The organism is Pedobacter sp. Leaf170, assembly GCF_920984665.1.
Taxonomy (GTDB): Bacteria; Bacteroidota; Bacteroidia; order Sphingobacteriales; family Sphingobacteriaceae; genus Pedobacter.
In genome coordinates, this window is the sequence record NZ_CAKLBP010000001.1 from 246,047 (window position 1) to 262,985 (window position 16,939).

Below are 16,939 nucleotides of genomic sequence, written 5' to 3' on the forward strand. Positions count from 1 at the left end.
AAATTAATTGAGTGGTGTAAATAATGAATATATGAATAGCCAATAAATTAATTAACATCAGCAGAACATCCATTTTGAGGTGATTTAACTGTATTAAAGAGAATTTTAAATAATAATCGAACATAATCAGAAAATCGTAAAAAATTTGGCTAGACCATACATTTATAAGTATGTATATACAAATGTATTATTTATAAATTAAAATACAAGTGCTTAACTATTTTTTTTCAACAAAAATTTATTCTGTTTATATACCTCGATATATAGATAGCCTACCTACAAGTAATATGTATAGACATGAGGTAATGAAATATATTTTTTTTATTATTGTGATGATTATGAAACTCAAAATCGATCATAAAAGCCAAATCCCTTTACATGTACAGGCAGAAGAATTACTTAGGAGACTAATAGAATCTCCGGAATATGTGGATGGGAAATTACTACCCAATGAGGTAGAGCTCTCCAAAATCTTAAGCATTTCTCGTACAACCCTTCGCCAATCCATTAATAAGTTAGTATATGATGGATTACTAACCCGAAAAAAAGGGGTAGGCACCAAGGTTGTTGAATCAAAATCATTAAGTTCAAAGTCAAAAAACTGGATGAGCTTTTCTCAAGAAATGAGCGCCAGAGGTATTCCAATAAGAAATTTCGAACTACATGTTAGCTGGGTATATCCGGAAAAAAGAATAGCAAGCTTTTTTAATATAAAAGAAGATAAGAAAGTTTTAAAATTGGTTAGACTTCGTGGCCGACCAGAGGGGCCATTTGTATATTTTGAGTCGTATTTCCATCCATCTGTTGGCTTAACCGGCGATGAAGATTATAAAGCTCCGCTTTACGAAATGCTGGAGAAAGCGCATGGTATAATCGCTATGATTTCAAAAGAAGAGATAAGTGCGCTGTTGGCAGATGAATTCATAGCAGGTAAATTAGAAACGGAGGTTGGTGCAGCAATATTATTCCGTAAAAGATTTGTGTACGATATCGATGAAAAGCCAATTGAATATAATTTGGGCTACTATAAAGCCGATAGCTTTGTATACACGATTGAAAGCCGAAGAGAGTAAAAAATATTTATTTTATCCTTCTAATTTAACCAGCATAAGGTTTACTTAATACCCAAAAAACATTCATTGTTGTGGCTTTAGTCAAAAAAAAGGCCTGCTCGTTAACGAGCAAGCCTTTAAAAAATTAACGAAATCTTCGTTAAGTACTCAAGAGGAGATTCGAACTCCCACACCCATACGGGCGCCAGCCCCTCAAGCTGGTGCGTCTACCAATTTCGCCACCTGAGTTTCTGTTGCAAATATAATTTAATTTTGGATTCTGAAAACAGCGATTTACAATTCAATTTTCAACCCATCATAAGCCAGCCTGATGTTTGCCGGCAAATCTTGCTCCACTACATCATGTAAACCTAAATTATGACTAATATGAGTTAGATAAGTAGTTTCTGCTCCAACTCTTTTAGCAAATTCAATAGCCTCTTTTAAGGTAAAATGAGAGATATGCGCTTCTTTCTGCAAGGCATTCAAAACTAAAATCTTTGTTCCGGCAATTTTTTCAAAACTGGCATCAGAAATGGTTTTAGCATCAGTGATATAAGTAAAATCACCAATCCTGTAGCCAGTTACAGGCAAAAGATGGTGCATCACCTCAAATGGCGTAATTGTATTATTGCCTATCTTAAAATCTTCGCCATTATTTACACTATGAAGATTAATCTGCGGTAAACCATGATATTTGGTTTCAGCGAAAATGTAATAAAATTCTCTTTTCAATGCAGTTTGAACCCGCTCTGTAGCATAAACATCAATAACTTTATGAAGCAAATAATTAAAAGGACGAATATCATCTAAACCTGCAATATGGTCTTTATGTTCGTGTGTAAAAAGAACAGCATCTAAATCTTTTACCTTTTCCCTTAGCAATTGGTATCTAAAATCCGGACCACTATCTATCACGATGGTTTTATCACTAAGCTCCAATAAAATAGAAGTTCTTAAACGATTATTTCGCCTATCTGTAGATTGGCAAACTTCGCAATTACAAGCAATAACAGGAACGCCTTGTGATGTACCAGTGCCTAAAAAAGTAGCTTTCATCCTAAAAATCTTTCCTTTCTGAATCTCTAATTGCTCGTAGCTGCTTCATTAAAATAATTGGGTTTGCTGTAATGAATGAAAAAATTGACGTTGCTTTTCATCTAACATATTCTCATCAGGGTTAGTTTGCTTAACAAGAGTAACTAAAGCGGTAATTTTGCCTTCGAGGTTAGAGAATTTATTTACAACAATAATTTTATTGTGCTCCAGCAGGCAAGAACCAGTTTTAAAGTTTCCTTTTTCATAACGAACCTTAAAGCCCATTGCAAAAAGTAATTGCTCTAATTTCTCTAAAGTATGATTTGTTAGTGGCAACGACATTAGAACAAACTTAGAGAAATCTAAGCAGCAATCAAATAATCTTTTTATCACAAAAGGAATTTTAATTTTAGAAAAGCCTATCAATAATGAACTACACCTTCTCGACCATAGCGCAATGCAATGTAGAGAAGTTTTAAATTTAACAGTATGCCAACTTTAAAGATTTCTTCCTGAAATTCGAGCCTGAAATAACGACTTATCAATTTTCAGTGTTTCAGCGTCAAAAAATTTTAGATACTAAACAAAAAAGTTCAGCTGTTGCCAACTGAACTTTAGTAAATTTTATCCCGCAAAGCGGAAATTATTTTATCTTAAATCAACCACTTCAACACCTGGATATTTCTTTGCATCAAAAGCAAAAGTAGTTTCTGGTACGTTAACATTTGGTGAAAACGTTTTCACATTGTAAGTGTATTTGTTTCCATTTTTATCGAATAAAACAACATTAGCAATTTGTTTAGCAGCCTTATCGATACTTAAACGAACTTTAAAAATTGATTTTTTTGCATCAACTGGTGTGAGGTCAATCATCTGATAAGTTTTAGCACCAGACTTTTGCTCGCCGGTGTAAACATATTTAAAGCCTTTTTCGTAAACCGTAAAAATTTTAGCAGGATTAATTGCATCACCACTATTATCAACATTGCTTACTTGTACTTCTTTATCTTTTTTTAAATAAGTCCACTGGCTTTTACCATCACTAAATAATTCCTGGTTTGTCATAGCAACCTTGTATTTATTAGAGTTTGCTTTAACATACAAAGTTCCTTGCTGGGTTTCTTTAACTTTTGCCTTCGGATTATCCAAAGTGAAAGAAAAATCGGTTTTTACGATGTTATACGATTTATATTTCTTACTAACCTCTGCTAAAATTGCTTTAGCTTTTGCATCTGTTTGAGCATAGGTTGATGTTGTAAACGCTACAACAACCATTAATGCTGAAATTATTTTTTTCATTTTGTGTTTTTTAAATATTCGTTCGAAACTTAGAGTTGATTATCCCAAATTGGTTTAATCTAATCCTTGCTATCAATACTATTCAAGAATTGTTCCAAAGAATATTCATCTGGATATAAAACCTCACGTGCTTTACTGCCTTCAAACGGGCCAACAATACCTGCTGCCTCTAGCTGGTCGATAATTCTACCCGCACGGTTATAACCTAACTTTAATTTACGTTGTATTAATGAGGTAGATCCTTGCTGATGAAGCACTATCAATCTCGCAGCATCTTCAAAAAACTTATCCCGCTCATTCGGATCGAAATCAGCCTTGCTACCCTCTCCCGCTTCATCAATATATTCCGGCAATTGATAAGCGTCAGAATAGCCTCGCTGGTTACCAATATATTCCGAAATTCTATCAACTTCGGGTGTATCCACAAAAGCACACTGTAGCCTGATTAAGTCGCTACCGGTAGATAAAAGCATATCACCGCGACCAATCAACTGATCTGCACCACCACTATCCAAAATAGTACGGGAATCGATTTTAGACAATACCCTAAAAGCTAACCTTGCCGGGAAATTGGCTTTAATTGTACCTGTAATAATATTTACTGACGGACGCTGAGTTGCTAATACCAAGTGAATCCCGATTGCACGAGCTAATTGAGCTAAACGAGCAATAGGCGCCTCAACTTCCTTACCGGCGGTCATCATTAAATCGGCAAACTCATCTACAACTAATACAATAAAAGGTAAAAACCTGTGCCCGTTATTTGGATTTAGCTTGCGCTTGATGAATTTATCGTTATATTCTTTTAAGTTTCTTACTTGTGCATCTTTTAGCAAATCGTAACGCTGATCCATTTCGATACAAAGAGAATTTAGCGTGTTTACTACCTTTTTAGTATCTGTTATAATTGCATCTGCCTCACCGGGTAACTTTGCTAAAAAGTGGCGTTCAATCCTATTGAAAAGCGTTAATTCAACCTTTTTAGGGTCAACAAGTACAAACTTTAATTGTGCCGGGTGCTTTTTGAATAGTAATGATACTAAAATTGCATTGATACCAACAGATTTACCCTGACCAGTAGCACCGGCAACCAATAAGTGAGGCATTTTGGCCAAATCGGCAATAAACACTTCATTACTAATTGTTTTACCTAAAGCAATAGGCAAATCCATTGTATTCGAGGTCCATTTTTCGGTGTTTAAAATGCTACGCATTGGCACCATTTCCGGATGCTGATTTGGCACTTCAATACCAATTGTGCCTTTACCAGGCATTGGAGCTATGATGCGAATACCTAATGCTGCCAATGATAAAGCTATATCATCTTCCAGATTTTTAATTTTCGAAATTCTTACGCCAGGTGCAGGAATAATTTCATAAAGCGTAACCGTTGGACCAATAGTCGCCTTAATCTTATCAATTTCGATGTTATAATGGTTAAGCGTTTCTACAATCTTATTTTTGTTTGCTTCGAGTTCTTCTGCATTTACAGAGATTTTATTGGTGCCATAATTCTCAAGTAAATCAACCGTTGGATATTTATATCCCGATAAATCTAGTTTTTCATCGTAGTTACCAAACTGTTCTACTAAATCATCAGATTTTTTCTCTTCTTCAGTTTTCTCTACAGTAAAAGTAGGCTCATGCTCTTCCTCTATGGTTGGCTCTACCGTTAAAGGCATTGCCGCAGCGGCTGCAGTAGCTATTGGTAAATTTGCTGCCATAGGTGTTAAAACAACTGGCTTAGCAATTTCTTCTTCCTCTTTTTGCTCAAACCTGTTTGGCTGTAAAACAACATTTTGCTGTTTCCGCTCATTATTTAAAGATGGCTTATCACGTACCGGAAATTCTATTGGCTCATTAATTTCTTCTGTGGTTCTTCTGTTTGAAAATTCTTCTCTTACCTCATTAACATAATCAGGGGTTTCATTATCTAAGTAAACTTCCTTTTGTTTACGCTCAGGCAACTTAAAATCTATATTATAAGCAATAATTAAAATGGTTAAGCCTGCAAAAGCTATTAAACCCGCAACACCTGCAGCACCAATTTGTGCCGCTAATAATTTGTTGCTCCAATAACCAAATTCTCCTTCTACAAAGTGTGGCGAACTAGACCAGAAACTATGTGCAAAACCAAGTGTTAAAGAAATGAATAATAAGAAGAAAAAGCTGTATCCTAAGGTTTTTGAAATTGATAAAATTTTAACCTTAAATAACAAACGATAACCAATAATAAAGAATGCTAATACAAAAAGGAATGATGCAATTCCAAACCATTCGTAAATAAATTGGTGCGATAATAAAGCGCCAAATTTGCCCAACCAGTTCTGAACAACAGGAATTGTAACGCCCGCTTCTTTTAATTCATCTGAGGTTTTAAAAAGATTTCCCCATCCACCGTTTGCATCGATAACATAGCTTTGATCATCTTGCCAAGTAAATAAATACGAGGTAAACGCTATTAAAAAGTATAGTGAAAGTATAACGAAAAATAAGCCCACAATTTTTATCGCCCGTCCATCCTGCAAATCAAAATTTGGCAAGTATTCTCTTTTTTCTTTAGCCTGGCGACCAGATGACGCCCTGCCTGATGCATTTTCTGCACCTTTTTCTCGGAATGTATTGCTTTTAAATTGGTTTCCCCTTACCGCCATTTTCTATCGTAATATGATTAAAGAACAAATATAAAATATCTGTTACGAGTTTTACATGATGCATCAAATTAAATAAAATTATTAAATGCTTATTAAACCTTAAACAGAAAAATTAGTCTATTATTTTACAACACACATTTGCACGTTTGTCAAATGAAACGGATTTTGTTTTAGGTTTTATCCCGTTTGGTCCTGGAGAGGTTAAACGGGATTTTTATTTAGAAAATTACGGTTTTGCTTTTCATAGGTACTGTAGCCCTGCTATTCATTCCAATCTTTTTTAAACTTATGTCATTCTGAGAAACGAAGAATCCCTTCCTGCGGCAGGCAGGTCTTTCATCGCTTGCAGATGGTTCGTTCCTCACCATGACAGCGTATTTAAGTTGTTGCACAACAAAAAGTATTTCCATTACTATCAGGTTTATTAAACTTATGTCTTTGCTGTAAATAAAAACCAATCCTATCTTCTTAAACTAATTTTTCAGCCTAAGCTTATCAAAAACTATAAATAGTTATCGTTTAAAATAAGCATCTTCTTTTCAGTAAAATTTCTACACTTTATTAATTTTTTGTTAATTTAAATTCGCATTTAATAAGAAATCTATATGAGTATAAGCCAACTCGAAGAACAAATTGAAGCTGGAGATTTACAATCGGTAAAAGAAACGCTGATTAATAATCCGCAATTAGCCAATACTAAAACTGCCCATAATGTTTCGCCATTATTATTGGCGTGTTATTATAAAAAGCAAGACATTGCAAATCTTATTACAGAGTTTGTAGATAACCTTACGCTATTTGAAGCTTGTGCCGTTGGCAAATATGATGCAACCACTCAGCTGATATTTCAAAATCCGGAGCTTGTAAATGCTTTTTCAGAAGATGGCTTTACGCCGCTTGGATTGGCGTGTTATTTTGGGCATGAAGATTTGGCGAAATTTTTAGTTTTAAAAGGTGCAGATGTAAATTTGGCTTCTAAAAATGGTTTTAATGTTTTCCCAATACATTCTGCTGTTGCTGCTAATAATATAAACATTACAAAGCTACTTTTAGATACTGGTGCATATCCAAACGTATGTCAGAAAGCTGGGTTAGCACCTTTACATACCGCTGCACAACTGGGTAATATCGAATTAATTATTTTGCTTTTAGAACATGGCGCTGAAGTTAGCTTGCGCATGGAAGGCGGAAAACTCCCGGCAGATTTGGCCGCTGAAAAGGGATTTAATGAAATTGCAGAGATTTTGAGGGAGGATTAGTTGTAGGTTTTAAGTGATAAGTTTTAAGTAACCTAAAACGTACAACTTAATACGTACAACCTAAAACGTACAACCTAAAACGTACAACCTAATACGTACAACCTAATACGTACAACTTCAAATTACTCCCAAATCCTTAACCTCATCTTTTTCATGTAGGTCCTTATATCCAAAACTATTGCTGCCATAACATAAAACAGAATTGGAAATCCTACCGCAAGAAATGAAGAGTAAATAAAAAACAGGCGAACTTTCGCTGTACTCATATTAAGCTTGTTGGCTAAGTATGTAGATACGCCAAAGCTTTGTTGCTCGAAATAAGTAATAATCTTTTGGAACATTGTAAGTTTATTTAAATCTTAATTTCAATACAATTACAGAACACGGAATAATTTATTAATCAAATTCTAATTTAACAATTATAATTGGTTAAAAACAAACGGAAAATCATCTATTCCAAAATCAGTTTCTCAAAATCTTGCCTGCCTTCGTGCTTAATAAATAAAATCTGTTGTTCTTCTAAGCCAGAATATTTTTTTTTGAGTTCATTTTTGAATTGCTCAATATCCACATCCGCCTTCAAAATAACCGTTAAAGCATCGGCATTTCCTCTTACTTCGATAATTTTATTTGGATAAAGTTCTTTTAATTCGTGTGGGAATTCCATAATGCTAAAACCATTAGATAGTTAGAAAGTTTTGAATGAATTATAAAATTAAGCTTGCTTTAAAATTTTGATGCCAATTCCACAAGATAGACATTTTTTCTCATCGCAGTATTGCTTTTTTAACTGTATGATGCCCTGCGAAGAGAAAGCATTTTCTATCTTAACGCCTGCTGAAACAAACTTGTCTGTAATTGCATTTTGTTCGGTAGGCAAACTCTCCAACAATTTTATGGCCCTGCTTATATAAAATTGTGTTCCGGTATGCTTGCCATAAGCAAAAAGAAATAAGGCAACTGTATTCAATAAAATATTATCAATTGAGGTTTTGCCTATTTGTGTATTAACACCATGAGCAGTTTTTTTGAAATGGTAATGCTTCTTCCAGAAATCATTTACAGGAAGGTTTTCAAACAAGCTTCTCAACTCATTTATATCTTTAATCTCCATAATTTTCGAAAAAAGATGATTTGCTTTAACAATTAATGCAGCAAACTGAGCCAAACGAATAGTTGGGAAATTTTGCGGGCGCATGCGCATAAATTTCCAAATTGTGGCTTCAAGAGGCTTAATTGCATATTTTTTCTGCAAAAACTGAAATTCTTGCTTCAATTTTAGCGGATAATCTTCTGTAAAGTGCTCACTTAAAAAGCCTGCCCCACCAAAAACCAGCGCTTCTATCTGCATCTGATTGTCTTTGTGTTTTGCATAAATTTGCTGTGGAATGGCTTTGGCAAATAGTTCAAAGGGCAAAGCATTAACCTTAAACCCGAAATTTCGAGCCATGAAACGGTAGAAGGTTTCATCCCAACTACCATTTAATTCGTTCAGCGTGTTAATAACAATTTCAGCCTTTTGCTCAAACCTTTCAATTAAAGTTCTGGATAAAAATGAATCAATAATCAATTTATCAACTGTGTTAATTTGGCCAATACATGGAAAGTCTGTGAGATTTAAAAACAGATGCTCATATTTTGTTATCAAATCAATGGAGATACGATTTTTTAATTCCAATACTGGCAAAACCGAACCATCAATACGATTAACTTCAGCATCATTTTCATAAACTACATGAAGTATAACATTTTCATAACTGCTATCTGTTTGATGATTATGTTTTAACCAATCTGACGATTTGAGGTGAATTTCAATATTACCAGCCCAAATAGTCGCACCTATTTGTATTTTGGCATTACTAAAATCTGGGCCAGAATTTTTATTCAGAAAACCCTGATGGATAATTTTTAAATCATCGCCTGTGGAAGTCTGTAAATTACTATTATCAAATGACCTAAATTGCCAAACATAATGAAGAAAATCTTCTGGAAAATTCATTATTGAAGATAAAAATTATTCCTAAAAGCTTTATCATCTTTTTCATATCAACAGAACTCATTTCAGGGTTTCGAAGAAAAGAGATGCTGCAATAAATTAAGTATGAAGTTTTGTTGAGACTAAGAAAGTTCTGCTTTCTTCTTGTAATTGGTGATAAAAACGCCTGCAATGATTAAAACCGTTGCAACAATTAAATCCACATCTACATGCTCGTTCAAGATAAGCCAGCCTAAAAAAATCGCAATAACTGTATTAAAATAGGTAAGAATAGAAACTTCTGATGCAGAAACTTTCTTTAAAGCATAATGATAACAGAAATACCCAAGAACCGAACCAAAAATTGCGAGATAAACTGCAGCGAAAATGCTTTCGGTTTTCCAAGCGTTTACATCGGCTTTGCCAGAAAAAATTACTGCTAAGCCAAACTGAACAATTGCCGAAAAAACAAATTGATAAAATAGATTTAAGAATATGTACTGAGGTTTACCACTATGTTTTTTAGAGTATATTGTACCAATGGTCCACCCGGTAACTGCGATAATTAAAGATAAAATCCCATTACGATATCCTGGATCGAGTAAATCGCTAATACCATCTCTAAAAATAAATACAATGCCTAAAAAGCCAATAAACACCCCGATAAATCCTTTTAAACTTGGTTTTTGAATACCAAGAAATACACAACCCAAAAATACCAACAGTGGTGATGTTGCATTAATTAAGGAGGTTAATCCGCTAGGAATTGTCTTCTCAGCAACAGTTGTCATTCCGTTTGCAATAACAACCATTAATAACGAAAGTAAAATCTGGCGCTTAAAGCTCGACCAGCCAATCCATTTCAATTCTTTTTGTTTGATAAGGATGATTAATATAATCAGCGAAGCAATGGTTTGGCGAATGGCCGTTACATACCAAGCTGGTATGCTTTCTACAGCAACGCGGATGCCCAAATAAGTTGTGCCCCAAATAAGTGCAACGCCAGTTAAGGCAAGGATAAGTTTTAAATCTATTTTGGATTTCATATATGTGTAGAGATTAACCGCCAAGAATGCCAAGCTTTGCGTAAAGAGAAAGGGATTTAACCATGGAAACGTAAATTAACACCGAATTTTAATTTTATTTCTCCGTGTCTTCAGTGCTTATGTGGCAAAAAATAAAATCTGTAAATCTGTGGCTAAACCAAATTTGCCTCAACCAAAATCCCTTCCATTTCTTGCTGCAACTTTAAAGCTTCTTCCCTAGCCTTTTCAGCAAAATCTTCGCCCTTGCCAGCATAAATAATCCCTCTTGATGAATTAATTAATAATCCGCATTGCGAATTCAAGCCATATTTACATACTTCTTTTAAATCGCCGCCTTGTGCACCTACACCCGGAACCAAGAGAAAATGATTTGGGGCAAGTTTACGCACATCTGCAAATGCAGCGCCACGAGTGGCACCCACAACGTACATCATTTGTTCGTCTGTTGCCCATTGCTGAGAAGTTTTTAGCACCTTTTCGAAAAGCTTATCGTCTCCTATTTCTTGTAACTGAAAATCAGCATGACCAGAATTTGAAGTTAAGGCCAAAAGAATGACCCATTTATCTTTAAAAGTTAAAAAAGGTGTTACAGAATCGCTTCCCATGTAGGGTGCAACAGTAACCGAATCGAAACTCATTTCTGAAGATTGCTCATTAAAAAAAGTTTCTGCATACATTGCAGATGTATTTCCGATATCGCCACGCTTGGCATCGGCAATACTAAAAACATCTTTAGGAATATATTTCCAAGTTTCGATAAGCGTTTCCCAACCTTTTTTGCCATAACATTCGTAAAATGCAGTATTTGGCTTATAAGCAACACATAAATCCTTAGTGGCATCAATAATTTGCTTATTAAATTCTAGAATAGGATTTTCATACTTTAGCAGATGCTGAGGGATTTTTTCTAAGGAAGAATCTAATCCAACGCATAAAAAAGAACGTTTTTTTTGTATCTGCTCAAAAAGTTGCTGCTTGGTCATATATGGGCTTATTTGCTGCAAATATGAGGTTTTTTAAGTTTTAAGACCAATTAAAATATGCCCCAATTAATTATTTTTATAAACATTTTAAACTTTTTCTTGCGGATTACGTTTCAAATACATACAATTGCAACATAATTTCTCAATCGTTTATCTGAATATCCCAGAAAAAAATTATCAAGATTTGTTTTTTGTTACCATTTTCTAAAAGCGATTAATCGTTTCTATTCAGCTTGTAAACAACTTTAAAACCATTTTGAGTACTCAGAAAATCACTCACTTCTGGTTTTACGGCTTTAAGATTTTATACACAATTTAACCGCTTGGCTTTAAAACTAGCACAAATATTTTAGCCATAGCAGATTTACAATAGAAAACATCTGTTGTAAAAAAATTTAAAATTTCTTGAAACATATATATTTAGAATGTTTAGCAAAACAGAATTAAATGAAAAGCTCACTCCCGAATTACGTGAGCTTGCAAAAACCTATGGCATTGAAGGTGCCGATTCTCTAAGAAAAATTGATCTTGTTGAAGTACTATTACACCAGCAGGAAATTATAAATGCAGCTAAATCAGGTGCAGACCCTTATAGTGAAAGCGAACCTGTTGTTGTAGCTTCTGCACCAAAAACCAAAGCAGTTAAAGCTGATAAAACAGTTAAAGCTGATGCAGATGTTGCAACTGCTGATAAACCGGTTAAAAAAAGAGCTAGATTATCAAAAGATGAAGCACCAGCTCCAATTGAAAATAAAAGAGATTCTATCACCTTATTTGATGAGCCTCAACATCAGCAACAAGAAACACAACCAGATCGTATAGTAGAATCGGAAGAAGTAAGTAGCAAACCCATTTCTGCTTTATTAGAAGAAAGTGCAGAAGTTGTGGCTCCGGCTCCTAAACAAAGACAAGAGCAGAGAGAAAAACAAGATAAGCCTCAACGTGATGACAATCGTCAGCAGAAACAACCCGGAGGAGGTAATCATCATAAAAATGAAAACAGTTATTCGAATTTAGATTTTGATAACGTAATTACAAACGAAGGCGTTTTAGAAATTATGCCTGATGGTTATGGTTTCTTACGTTCTGCAGATTATAACTATTTAACCTCTCCTGATGATATTTACGTATCGCAATCGCAAATAAAACTTTTTGGTTTAAAAACAGGTGATACGGTTAAAGGTAGCATCCGTCCGCCAAAAGAAGGCGAAAAATATTTCCCACTCGTTCGTGTTGAAACAATTAATGGCAGAATCCCTGCAGAAGTTCGCGACCGTGTTCCTTTCGATTATTTAACACCACTTTTCCCGACTGAAAGATTAAATCTTTTTACGGATACGAATAACTATTCAACTCGTATAATGGATTTATTTACGCCAATTGGTAAAGGTCAGCGTGGTTTAATTGTTGCACAACCAAAAACAGGTAAAACCAATTTACTAAAAGAAGTTGCAAATGCAATTGCGAAGAATCATCCGGAGGTTTACTTAATTATTCTTTTAATTGATGAACGCCCTGAAGAGGTTACTGATATGGCCAGAAGTGTTAGAGCTGAGGTTATTGCATCAACTTTTGATGAGCCTGCTGAACGCCACGTAAAAATCGCCAATATTGTTTTAGAAAAATCTAAACGTTTGGTAGAAAGCGGCCATGATGTTGTTATCCTTTTAGATTCGATTACTCGTTTAGCCAGAGCTTACAATACCACAGCACCGGCTTCTGGTAAAATTTTATCTGGTGGTGTTGATGCAAATGCTTTACACAAACCAAAACGTTTCTTTGGTGCTGCCCGTAACATAGAAAATGGTGGTTCGTTAACAATTTTAGCAACAGCCCTAACCGATACAGGTTCTAAAATGGATGAGGTAATTTTCGAAGAATTTAAAGGTACTGGTAACATGGAGTTACAATTAGACCGTAAATTATCGAACAAACGTATCTTCCCGGCAATTGACATTACTGCATCGAGTACTCGTCGCGATGATTTATTACACGACAGAGATACTTTACAACGTGTTTGGATTCTTCGTAATCACCTTGCCGATATGAACAGTCAGGAAGCAATGGAATTTGTACAAGCACAAATAAAAGGCACAAAAAGCAACGAAGAATTTTTAATTTCGATGAACAGCTAGAAAGTGGTAAGTTTTAAGTGGTAAGTTTTAAGTAAACATGCCACTTAAAACTTATAACGTATAACTTAAAACTTAATGAAAAGGCATATCCCTAATGCGATTACCTGTGCAAACCTTTTTTCTGGCTGCATCGGAATCGTTTTTGCGTTTAAAGGCGATTTACAATCTGCAGCTTATTTTGTTGTGCTGTCAGGTATTTTCGATTTTTTTGATGGCATGGTTGCTCGCCTTTTGAATGTAAAATCGGCAATTGGAAAAGATTTAGACTCACTGGCAGATATGGTAAGTTTTGGTTTCTTACCGGGTGTAATAATGTTTCAACTATTTAAATTAAGCGATTACAGCTCAGACTACCTTCCATACCTCGGCTTTTTCATAACTGTATTTTCTGCGCTGCGCTTGGCAAAATTTAATAATGATGAAAGGCAAACAGAAGATTTTATTGGCTTAAACACACCAATGAATACGCTTTTTATTTGCTCTTTGCCATTTATCGCCACTGATTATCCTCAGGTAATTGGCTCAACAATTTTATTAGTGGCAATTACTGCGGTAACTAGTTTTTTATTGGTTAGCGAAATAAAAATATTTTCTTTAAAATTTAGTGATTTAAGCTGGGCAAAAAATAAAATGAAATTTATTTTTCTGATTTTATCGGCCATTTTAATTGCTGTATTAAAGTTTGCAGCTATCCCCTTTGTTTTGGTGCTTTACATTGCCTTATCCTTTTTGCATTTCAAAGCAAAAAGCACAATACAATAATTAACTCATATTATATTTAGTTCTTACTTCTGATATAGATCGCTCTATCTGAATATAAATGGTTTCGAGCATTTGATGTAGTTGCTTTAGCCTTTGAGGCAAGGTATCCAGTTCTACCAGCTCGCGGGCGCTACGCTCTATGGTATGCACAAATTCTCTAACATCAGTTCTGCCAACGTAGGTAAATGTTGGTTTAATTTTGTGGGCACAATCAGCCACCTTTTTCAAGTTTTTCAGGTAAAGTGCGTCTTCAAGTTCTGCAACATAAAAAGGTGTTTGCTCAATAAATGTTTCAAAAATTTCAATCATGAATTCAGGATCATGACCAACCATTTCAACAAGATATGATAAATCTAAGGGATGATTATCATAATTATCTTCCATATTTCAAACTTAAGCAATTAGATTTTCTTAACCTCTAAATTATCAGAAATATTTAGGGCTATTTCTGATATGGTTTTTTTGATAATTGGATGCACAACATCCGGAGCAATTTCTGCCAAAGGTTGCATCACAAATTTTCTATTCTGCATCTGAGGATGAGGAATTTGCAACTTTCCTTCAATATCAATAACCTCATCCCCAAATAAAATTAAATCAATATCTATTAGTCGTTCACCCCATTTTTCTTTGCGTATGCGTCCTAGTTTTTGTTCTATTGCCAGTGCTTTTTCCAAAACTTCAAGCGCATTTTGCTTAGTATTTAAGCTAATTGCCTGATTTAAAAACGATGGTTGGTCAGTTTTTCCCCAGGCCGCTGTTTCATAAACAGAAGATTTACTTAAAACTTTACCAACTTCTTTATCTAAAAGCTCTATAGCATCTTCTAAATTCCTCTCCCTATCACCTAAATTTCCACCTAGTAACAAATAAGCAGTTGTTTGCTCTAATGCCATATATGCGCTGTGTATTTTATATCTTTACACCACAAAATTAAAACATTTAAATGAGAGATTTTTTTAAGTATTTATTTGCTTCGATGTTAGGTTTTTTCCTATCCATTGTAATTGTATTTGTTATTTGCTTTGTGGTGATTGTTGCCGCCATTTCATCAATCGATGATGATAAAACCGTATCGGTTAGCAGCAATTCTATATTATATTTAAACCTCGACCAAGCCATTACCGAACGTACACCAAAAAATCCATTCGGGAATTTACCAATTGTTGGAGGCGAAGAAAAAGACGGAATAGGATTACAGGATTTATTAAAATCTATTAAAAAAGCTAAATCTGATGATAACATCAAATGTATTTATCTTAATGTAAGCAGCCCTAATGCTGGTTTTGCAACCTTGCGGGAGGTAAGAAATGCATTAATCGACTTTAAAAAATCTCATAAAAAGATTATTTCTTACAGTGAGGTATACACCCAGGGCGCTTATTATTTGGCCTCAGCGGCCGATAAAATATACCTGAATCCGGAAGGCGCTTTAGAGTTTAAAGGATTTAGTTCAGAACTTACTTTCTTTAAAGGAACATTAGAAAAAGTTGGCGTAGAAATGCAGGTTATTCGCGTTGGAAATTACAAAAGTGCGGTAGAGCCTTTTATACTGGATAAAATGAGCGATTATAACCGTAAACAAGTTACCGCATACGTGGGTGGTTTATACAACACTTTTTTAACAGATATTGCTCAAACACGTAGCATTCAAAAAGATAGTTTATACAGCATAGCTGATAATTATAAAATTAGAGAACCTAAAGATGCATTGAACTATAAAATGGTTGATGCACTTAAATACAAAGATGAGATTTTAGAAGAATTAAAATCAATTTCCGGCAAAACTAAAAAACAAAGTATAAGCTCCGTTTCTATTAATGATTATGCAAAAAATGTAAGTTCGTCTGGCGATAGCAAAAATAAAGTAGCCATTGTTTACGCCAGTGGTGAAATCACTGGCGGCGAAGGCTCTGATACTGAAATTGGTTCAGAGAGAATTTCAAGAGCGATTAGAAAAGCCAGATTAGATGATGACATTAAAGCAATCGTTATCCGTGTAAATTCTCCAGGCGGCAGTGCTTTGGCTTCTGATGTTATCTGGAGAGAAATTGTGCTTACCAAAAAAGAGAAACCGGTAATTGCTTCTTTTGGAGATGTTGCCGCATCTGGCGGATATTATATTGGTTGTGCAGCTGATAGCATTTTCGTGCAACCCAATACAATTACCGGCTCTATTGGTGTTTTTGGCTTGATACCAAATTTCCAAAACTTAATGACCAATAAATTAGGAATTACTTTTGATGGTGTTAAAACGGGTAAATATGCTGATATAATGGTAACAAACCGCCCAATGACAGAAGGCGAACGCTTCATCATCCAAAACGAATTAAATAGAATTTACAATGGTTTCATAACCCGCGTAGCTGATGGTAGAAAGAAAAGTAAAGCTTATATCGACAGCATTGGCGGCGGACACGTTTGGATTGGAACGGATGCCGTTCAAATCGGTTTAGCCGATAAAATCGGAAGCTTTAATGATGCCATTAATGCAGCAGCCAGAAAAGCAAAAGTAAAAGATTTTAAAGTTGTAGAATATCCTGATGTTATCGACCCATTAAAATCTTTTCTTGACCAAGGTACAGACAGAATTAAAACTTATTACGCTAAACAAGAGTTGGGAGAAAATTATTTGCTTTACAAACAGGTTAAAAAAGTAATGGCAAGCTCTGGTATTCAAGCCAGAATGCCTTTCGAAGCGGTAATAAAATAAATTATAAAAAATATTAGACGCCA

17 protein-coding genes and 1 tRNA gene are annotated in these 16,939 nt (G+C 34.7%); 5 read left to right on the forward strand and 13 right to left on the reverse strand.

Annotation, left to right across the window (positions count from 1 at the left end):
* Window positions 1–305 precede the first annotated feature (305 nt).
* Entirely contained in the window at window positions 306–1,073 is a 768-nt protein-coding gene (locus LUA90_RS01035; RefSeq protein ID WP_231489824.1) for a GntR family transcriptional regulator, read from the forward strand.
* 144 nt (window positions 1,074–1,217) lie between these two features.
* Here the strand turns inward: LUA90_RS01035 and LUA90_RS01040 are convergent.
* From LUA90_RS01040 to LUA90_RS01065, 6 genes are all read right to left on the reverse strand, one after another.
* A tRNA-Leu gene (locus LUA90_RS01040) sits at window positions 1,218–1,301 on the reverse strand.
* A gap of 45 nt (window positions 1,302–1,346) precedes the next feature.
* Entirely contained in the window at window positions 1,347–2,111 is a 765-nt protein-coding gene (locus LUA90_RS01045; RefSeq protein ID WP_231489825.1) for an MBL fold metallo-hydrolase, read from the reverse strand.
* Between the two features lie 48 nt (window positions 2,112–2,159).
* Complete coding sequence (locus LUA90_RS01050) at window positions 2,160–2,432, reverse strand: hypothetical protein (RefSeq protein ID WP_231489826.1); 273 nt, start codon at window positions 2,430–2,432, stop codon at window positions 2,160–2,162.
* A 306-nt stretch (window positions 2,433–2,738) separates the two neighbouring features.
* A complete protein-coding gene (locus tag LUA90_RS01055) occupies window positions 2,739–3,389 on the reverse strand; it encodes an outer membrane lipoprotein carrier protein LolA (RefSeq protein ID WP_231460129.1) in 651 nt (216 codons plus the stop codon).
* A 59-nt stretch (window positions 3,390–3,448) separates the two neighbouring features.
* Window positions 3,449–6,043: a DNA translocase FtsK gene (locus LUA90_RS01060; RefSeq protein ID WP_231489827.1), complete on the reverse strand. Its 2,595-nt coding sequence runs from the start codon at window positions 6,041–6,043 to the stop codon at window positions 3,449–3,451.
* A gap of 218 nt (window positions 6,044–6,261) precedes the next feature.
* On the reverse strand, window positions 6,262–6,411 hold the full coding sequence (locus LUA90_RS01065; protein WP_231489828.1) for a hypothetical protein: 150 nt from the start codon (window positions 6,409–6,411) through the stop codon (window positions 6,262–6,264).
* Window positions 6,412–6,648: 237 nt separating this feature from the next.
* Between LUA90_RS01065 and LUA90_RS01070 the strand changes: the two genes are divergently transcribed.
* Window positions 6,649–7,302, forward strand: a complete 654-nt coding sequence (locus tag LUA90_RS01070) for an ankyrin repeat domain-containing protein (RefSeq protein WP_231489829.1) — start codon at window positions 6,649–6,651, stop codon at window positions 7,300–7,302.
* 122 nt (window positions 7,303–7,424) lie between these two features.
* On the opposite strand, the gene LUA90_RS01075 is transcribed toward LUA90_RS01070, so the two are convergent.
* From LUA90_RS01075 to pyrF, 5 genes are all read right to left on the reverse strand, one after another.
* Window positions 7,425–7,643 (reverse strand): PspC family transcriptional regulator, encoded by a 219-nt coding sequence (locus tag LUA90_RS01075; protein WP_231460125.1) that lies wholly within the window; start codon window positions 7,641–7,643, stop codon window positions 7,425–7,427.
* Between the two features lie 110 nt (window positions 7,644–7,753).
* Window positions 7,754–7,969 carry a hypothetical protein gene (locus LUA90_RS01080; protein ID WP_231460124.1) on the reverse strand — a complete coding sequence of 72 codons (216 nt, stop codon included), beginning with the start codon at window positions 7,967–7,969 and terminating at the stop codon, window positions 7,754–7,756.
* 48 nt (window positions 7,970–8,017) lie between these two features.
* The gene (locus tag LUA90_RS01085; protein ID WP_231460123.1) at window positions 8,018–9,301 is read right to left on the reverse strand and encodes a DUF2851 family protein; all 1,284 of its coding nucleotides are present in this window, start codon (window positions 9,299–9,301) and stop codon (window positions 8,018–8,020) included.
* Window positions 9,302–9,420: 119 nt separating this feature from the next.
* The gene (locus LUA90_RS01090) at window positions 9,421–10,323 is read right to left on the reverse strand and encodes a DMT family transporter (protein WP_231460122.1); all 903 of its coding nucleotides are present in this window, start codon (window positions 10,321–10,323) and stop codon (window positions 9,421–9,423) included.
* Window positions 10,324–10,475: 152 nt separating this feature from the next.
* Window positions 10,476–11,306 carry an orotidine-5'-phosphate decarboxylase gene (gene pyrF / locus LUA90_RS01095; RefSeq protein ID WP_231460121.1) on the reverse strand — a complete coding sequence of 277 codons (831 nt, stop codon included), beginning with the start codon at window positions 11,304–11,306 and terminating at the stop codon, window positions 10,476–10,478.
* Window positions 11,307–11,731: 425 nt separating this feature from the next.
* On the opposite strand from pyrF, the gene rho reads away from it, so the two are divergent.
* The gene (rho, locus tag LUA90_RS01100; protein ID WP_231460120.1) at window positions 11,732–13,441 is read left to right on the forward strand and encodes a transcription termination factor Rho; all 1,710 of its coding nucleotides are present in this window, start codon (window positions 11,732–11,734) and stop codon (window positions 13,439–13,441) included.
* 75 nt (window positions 13,442–13,516) lie between these two features.
* Window positions 13,517–14,203, forward strand: a complete 687-nt coding sequence (gene pssA, locus LUA90_RS01105) for a CDP-diacylglycerol--serine O-phosphatidyltransferase (protein WP_231460119.1) — start codon at window positions 13,517–13,519, stop codon at window positions 14,201–14,203.
* Here the strand turns inward: pssA and LUA90_RS01110 are convergent, their stop codons facing one another.
* Together LUA90_RS01110 and folK are read right to left on the reverse strand one after the other, a co-directional pair.
* Window positions 14,204–14,587 (reverse strand): Hpt domain-containing protein, encoded by a 384-nt coding sequence (locus tag LUA90_RS01110; RefSeq protein ID WP_231460118.1) that lies wholly within the window; start codon window positions 14,585–14,587, stop codon window positions 14,204–14,206.
* Window positions 14,588–14,604: 17 nt separating this feature from the next.
* A complete protein-coding gene (gene folK / locus LUA90_RS01115; RefSeq protein ID WP_231460117.1) occupies window positions 14,605–15,099 on the reverse strand; it encodes a 2-amino-4-hydroxy-6-hydroxymethyldihydropteridine diphosphokinase in 495 nt (164 codons plus the stop codon).
* Between the two features lie 50 nt (window positions 15,100–15,149).
* Between folK and sppA the strand changes: the two genes are divergently transcribed.
* The gene (gene sppA / locus LUA90_RS01120; RefSeq protein WP_231489830.1) at window positions 15,150–16,916 is read left to right on the forward strand and encodes a signal peptide peptidase SppA; all 1,767 of its coding nucleotides are present in this window, start codon (window positions 15,150–15,152) and stop codon (window positions 16,914–16,916) included.
* The last annotated feature ends 23 nt before the right edge of the window (window positions 16,917–16,939 follow it).

Bases quoted from the DNA above. Each gene is read 5' to 3' on its own strand.
- folK (WP_231460117.1), bottom strand. From the start codon at position 15,099: ATGGCATTAGAGCAAACAACTGCTTATTTGTTACTAGGTGGAAATTTA.
- LUA90_RS01080 (WP_231460124.1), bottom strand. From the start codon at position 7,969: ATGGAATTCCCACACGAATTAAAAGAACTTTATCCAAATAAAATTATC.
- LUA90_RS01055 (WP_231460129.1), bottom strand. From the start codon at position 3,389: ATGAAAAAAATAATTTCAGCATTAATGGTTGTTGTAGCGTTTACAACA.
- LUA90_RS01075 (WP_231460125.1), bottom strand. From the start codon at position 7,643: ATGTTCCAAAAGATTATTACTTATTTCGAGCAACAAAGCTTTGGCGTA.
- rho (WP_231460120.1), top strand. From the start codon at position 11,732: ATGTTTAGCAAAACAGAATTAAATGAAAAGCTCACTCCCGAATTACGT.
- LUA90_RS01035 (WP_231489824.1), top strand. From the start codon at position 306: ATGAAATATATTTTTTTTATTATTGTGATGATTATGAAACTCAAAATC.
- LUA90_RS01085 (WP_231460123.1), bottom strand. From the start codon at position 9,301: ATGAATTTTCCAGAAGATTTTCTTCATTATGTTTGGCAATTTAGGTCA.
- sppA (WP_231489830.1), top strand. From the start codon at position 15,150: ATGAGAGATTTTTTTAAGTATTTATTTGCTTCGATGTTAGGTTTTTTC.
- LUA90_RS01090 (WP_231460122.1), bottom strand. From the start codon at position 10,323: ATGAAATCCAAAATAGATTTAAAACTTATCCTTGCCTTAACTGGCGTT.
- pyrF (WP_231460121.1), bottom strand. From the start codon at position 11,306: ATGACCAAGCAGCAACTTTTTGAGCAGATACAAAAAAAACGTTCTTTT.
- LUA90_RS01050 (WP_231489826.1), bottom strand. From the start codon at position 2,432: ATGTCGTTGCCACTAACAAATCATACTTTAGAGAAATTAGAGCAATTA.
- LUA90_RS01110 (WP_231460118.1), bottom strand. From the start codon at position 14,587: ATGGAAGATAATTATGATAATCATCCCTTAGATTTATCATATCTTGTT.
- LUA90_RS01045 (WP_231489825.1), bottom strand. From the start codon at position 2,111: ATGAAAGCTACTTTTTTAGGCACTGGTACATCACAAGGCGTTCCTGTT.
- pssA (WP_231460119.1), top strand. From the start codon at position 13,517: ATGAAAAGGCATATCCCTAATGCGATTACCTGTGCAAACCTTTTTTCT.
- LUA90_RS01070 (WP_231489829.1), top strand. From the start codon at position 6,649: ATGAGTATAAGCCAACTCGAAGAACAAATTGAAGCTGGAGATTTACAA.
- LUA90_RS01065 (WP_231489828.1), bottom strand. From the start codon at position 6,411: ATGGTGAGGAACGAACCATCTGCAAGCGATGAAAGACCTGCCTGCCGC.
- LUA90_RS01060 (WP_231489827.1), bottom strand. From the start codon at position 6,043: ATGGCGGTAAGGGGAAACCAATTTAAAAGCAATACATTCCGAGAAAAA.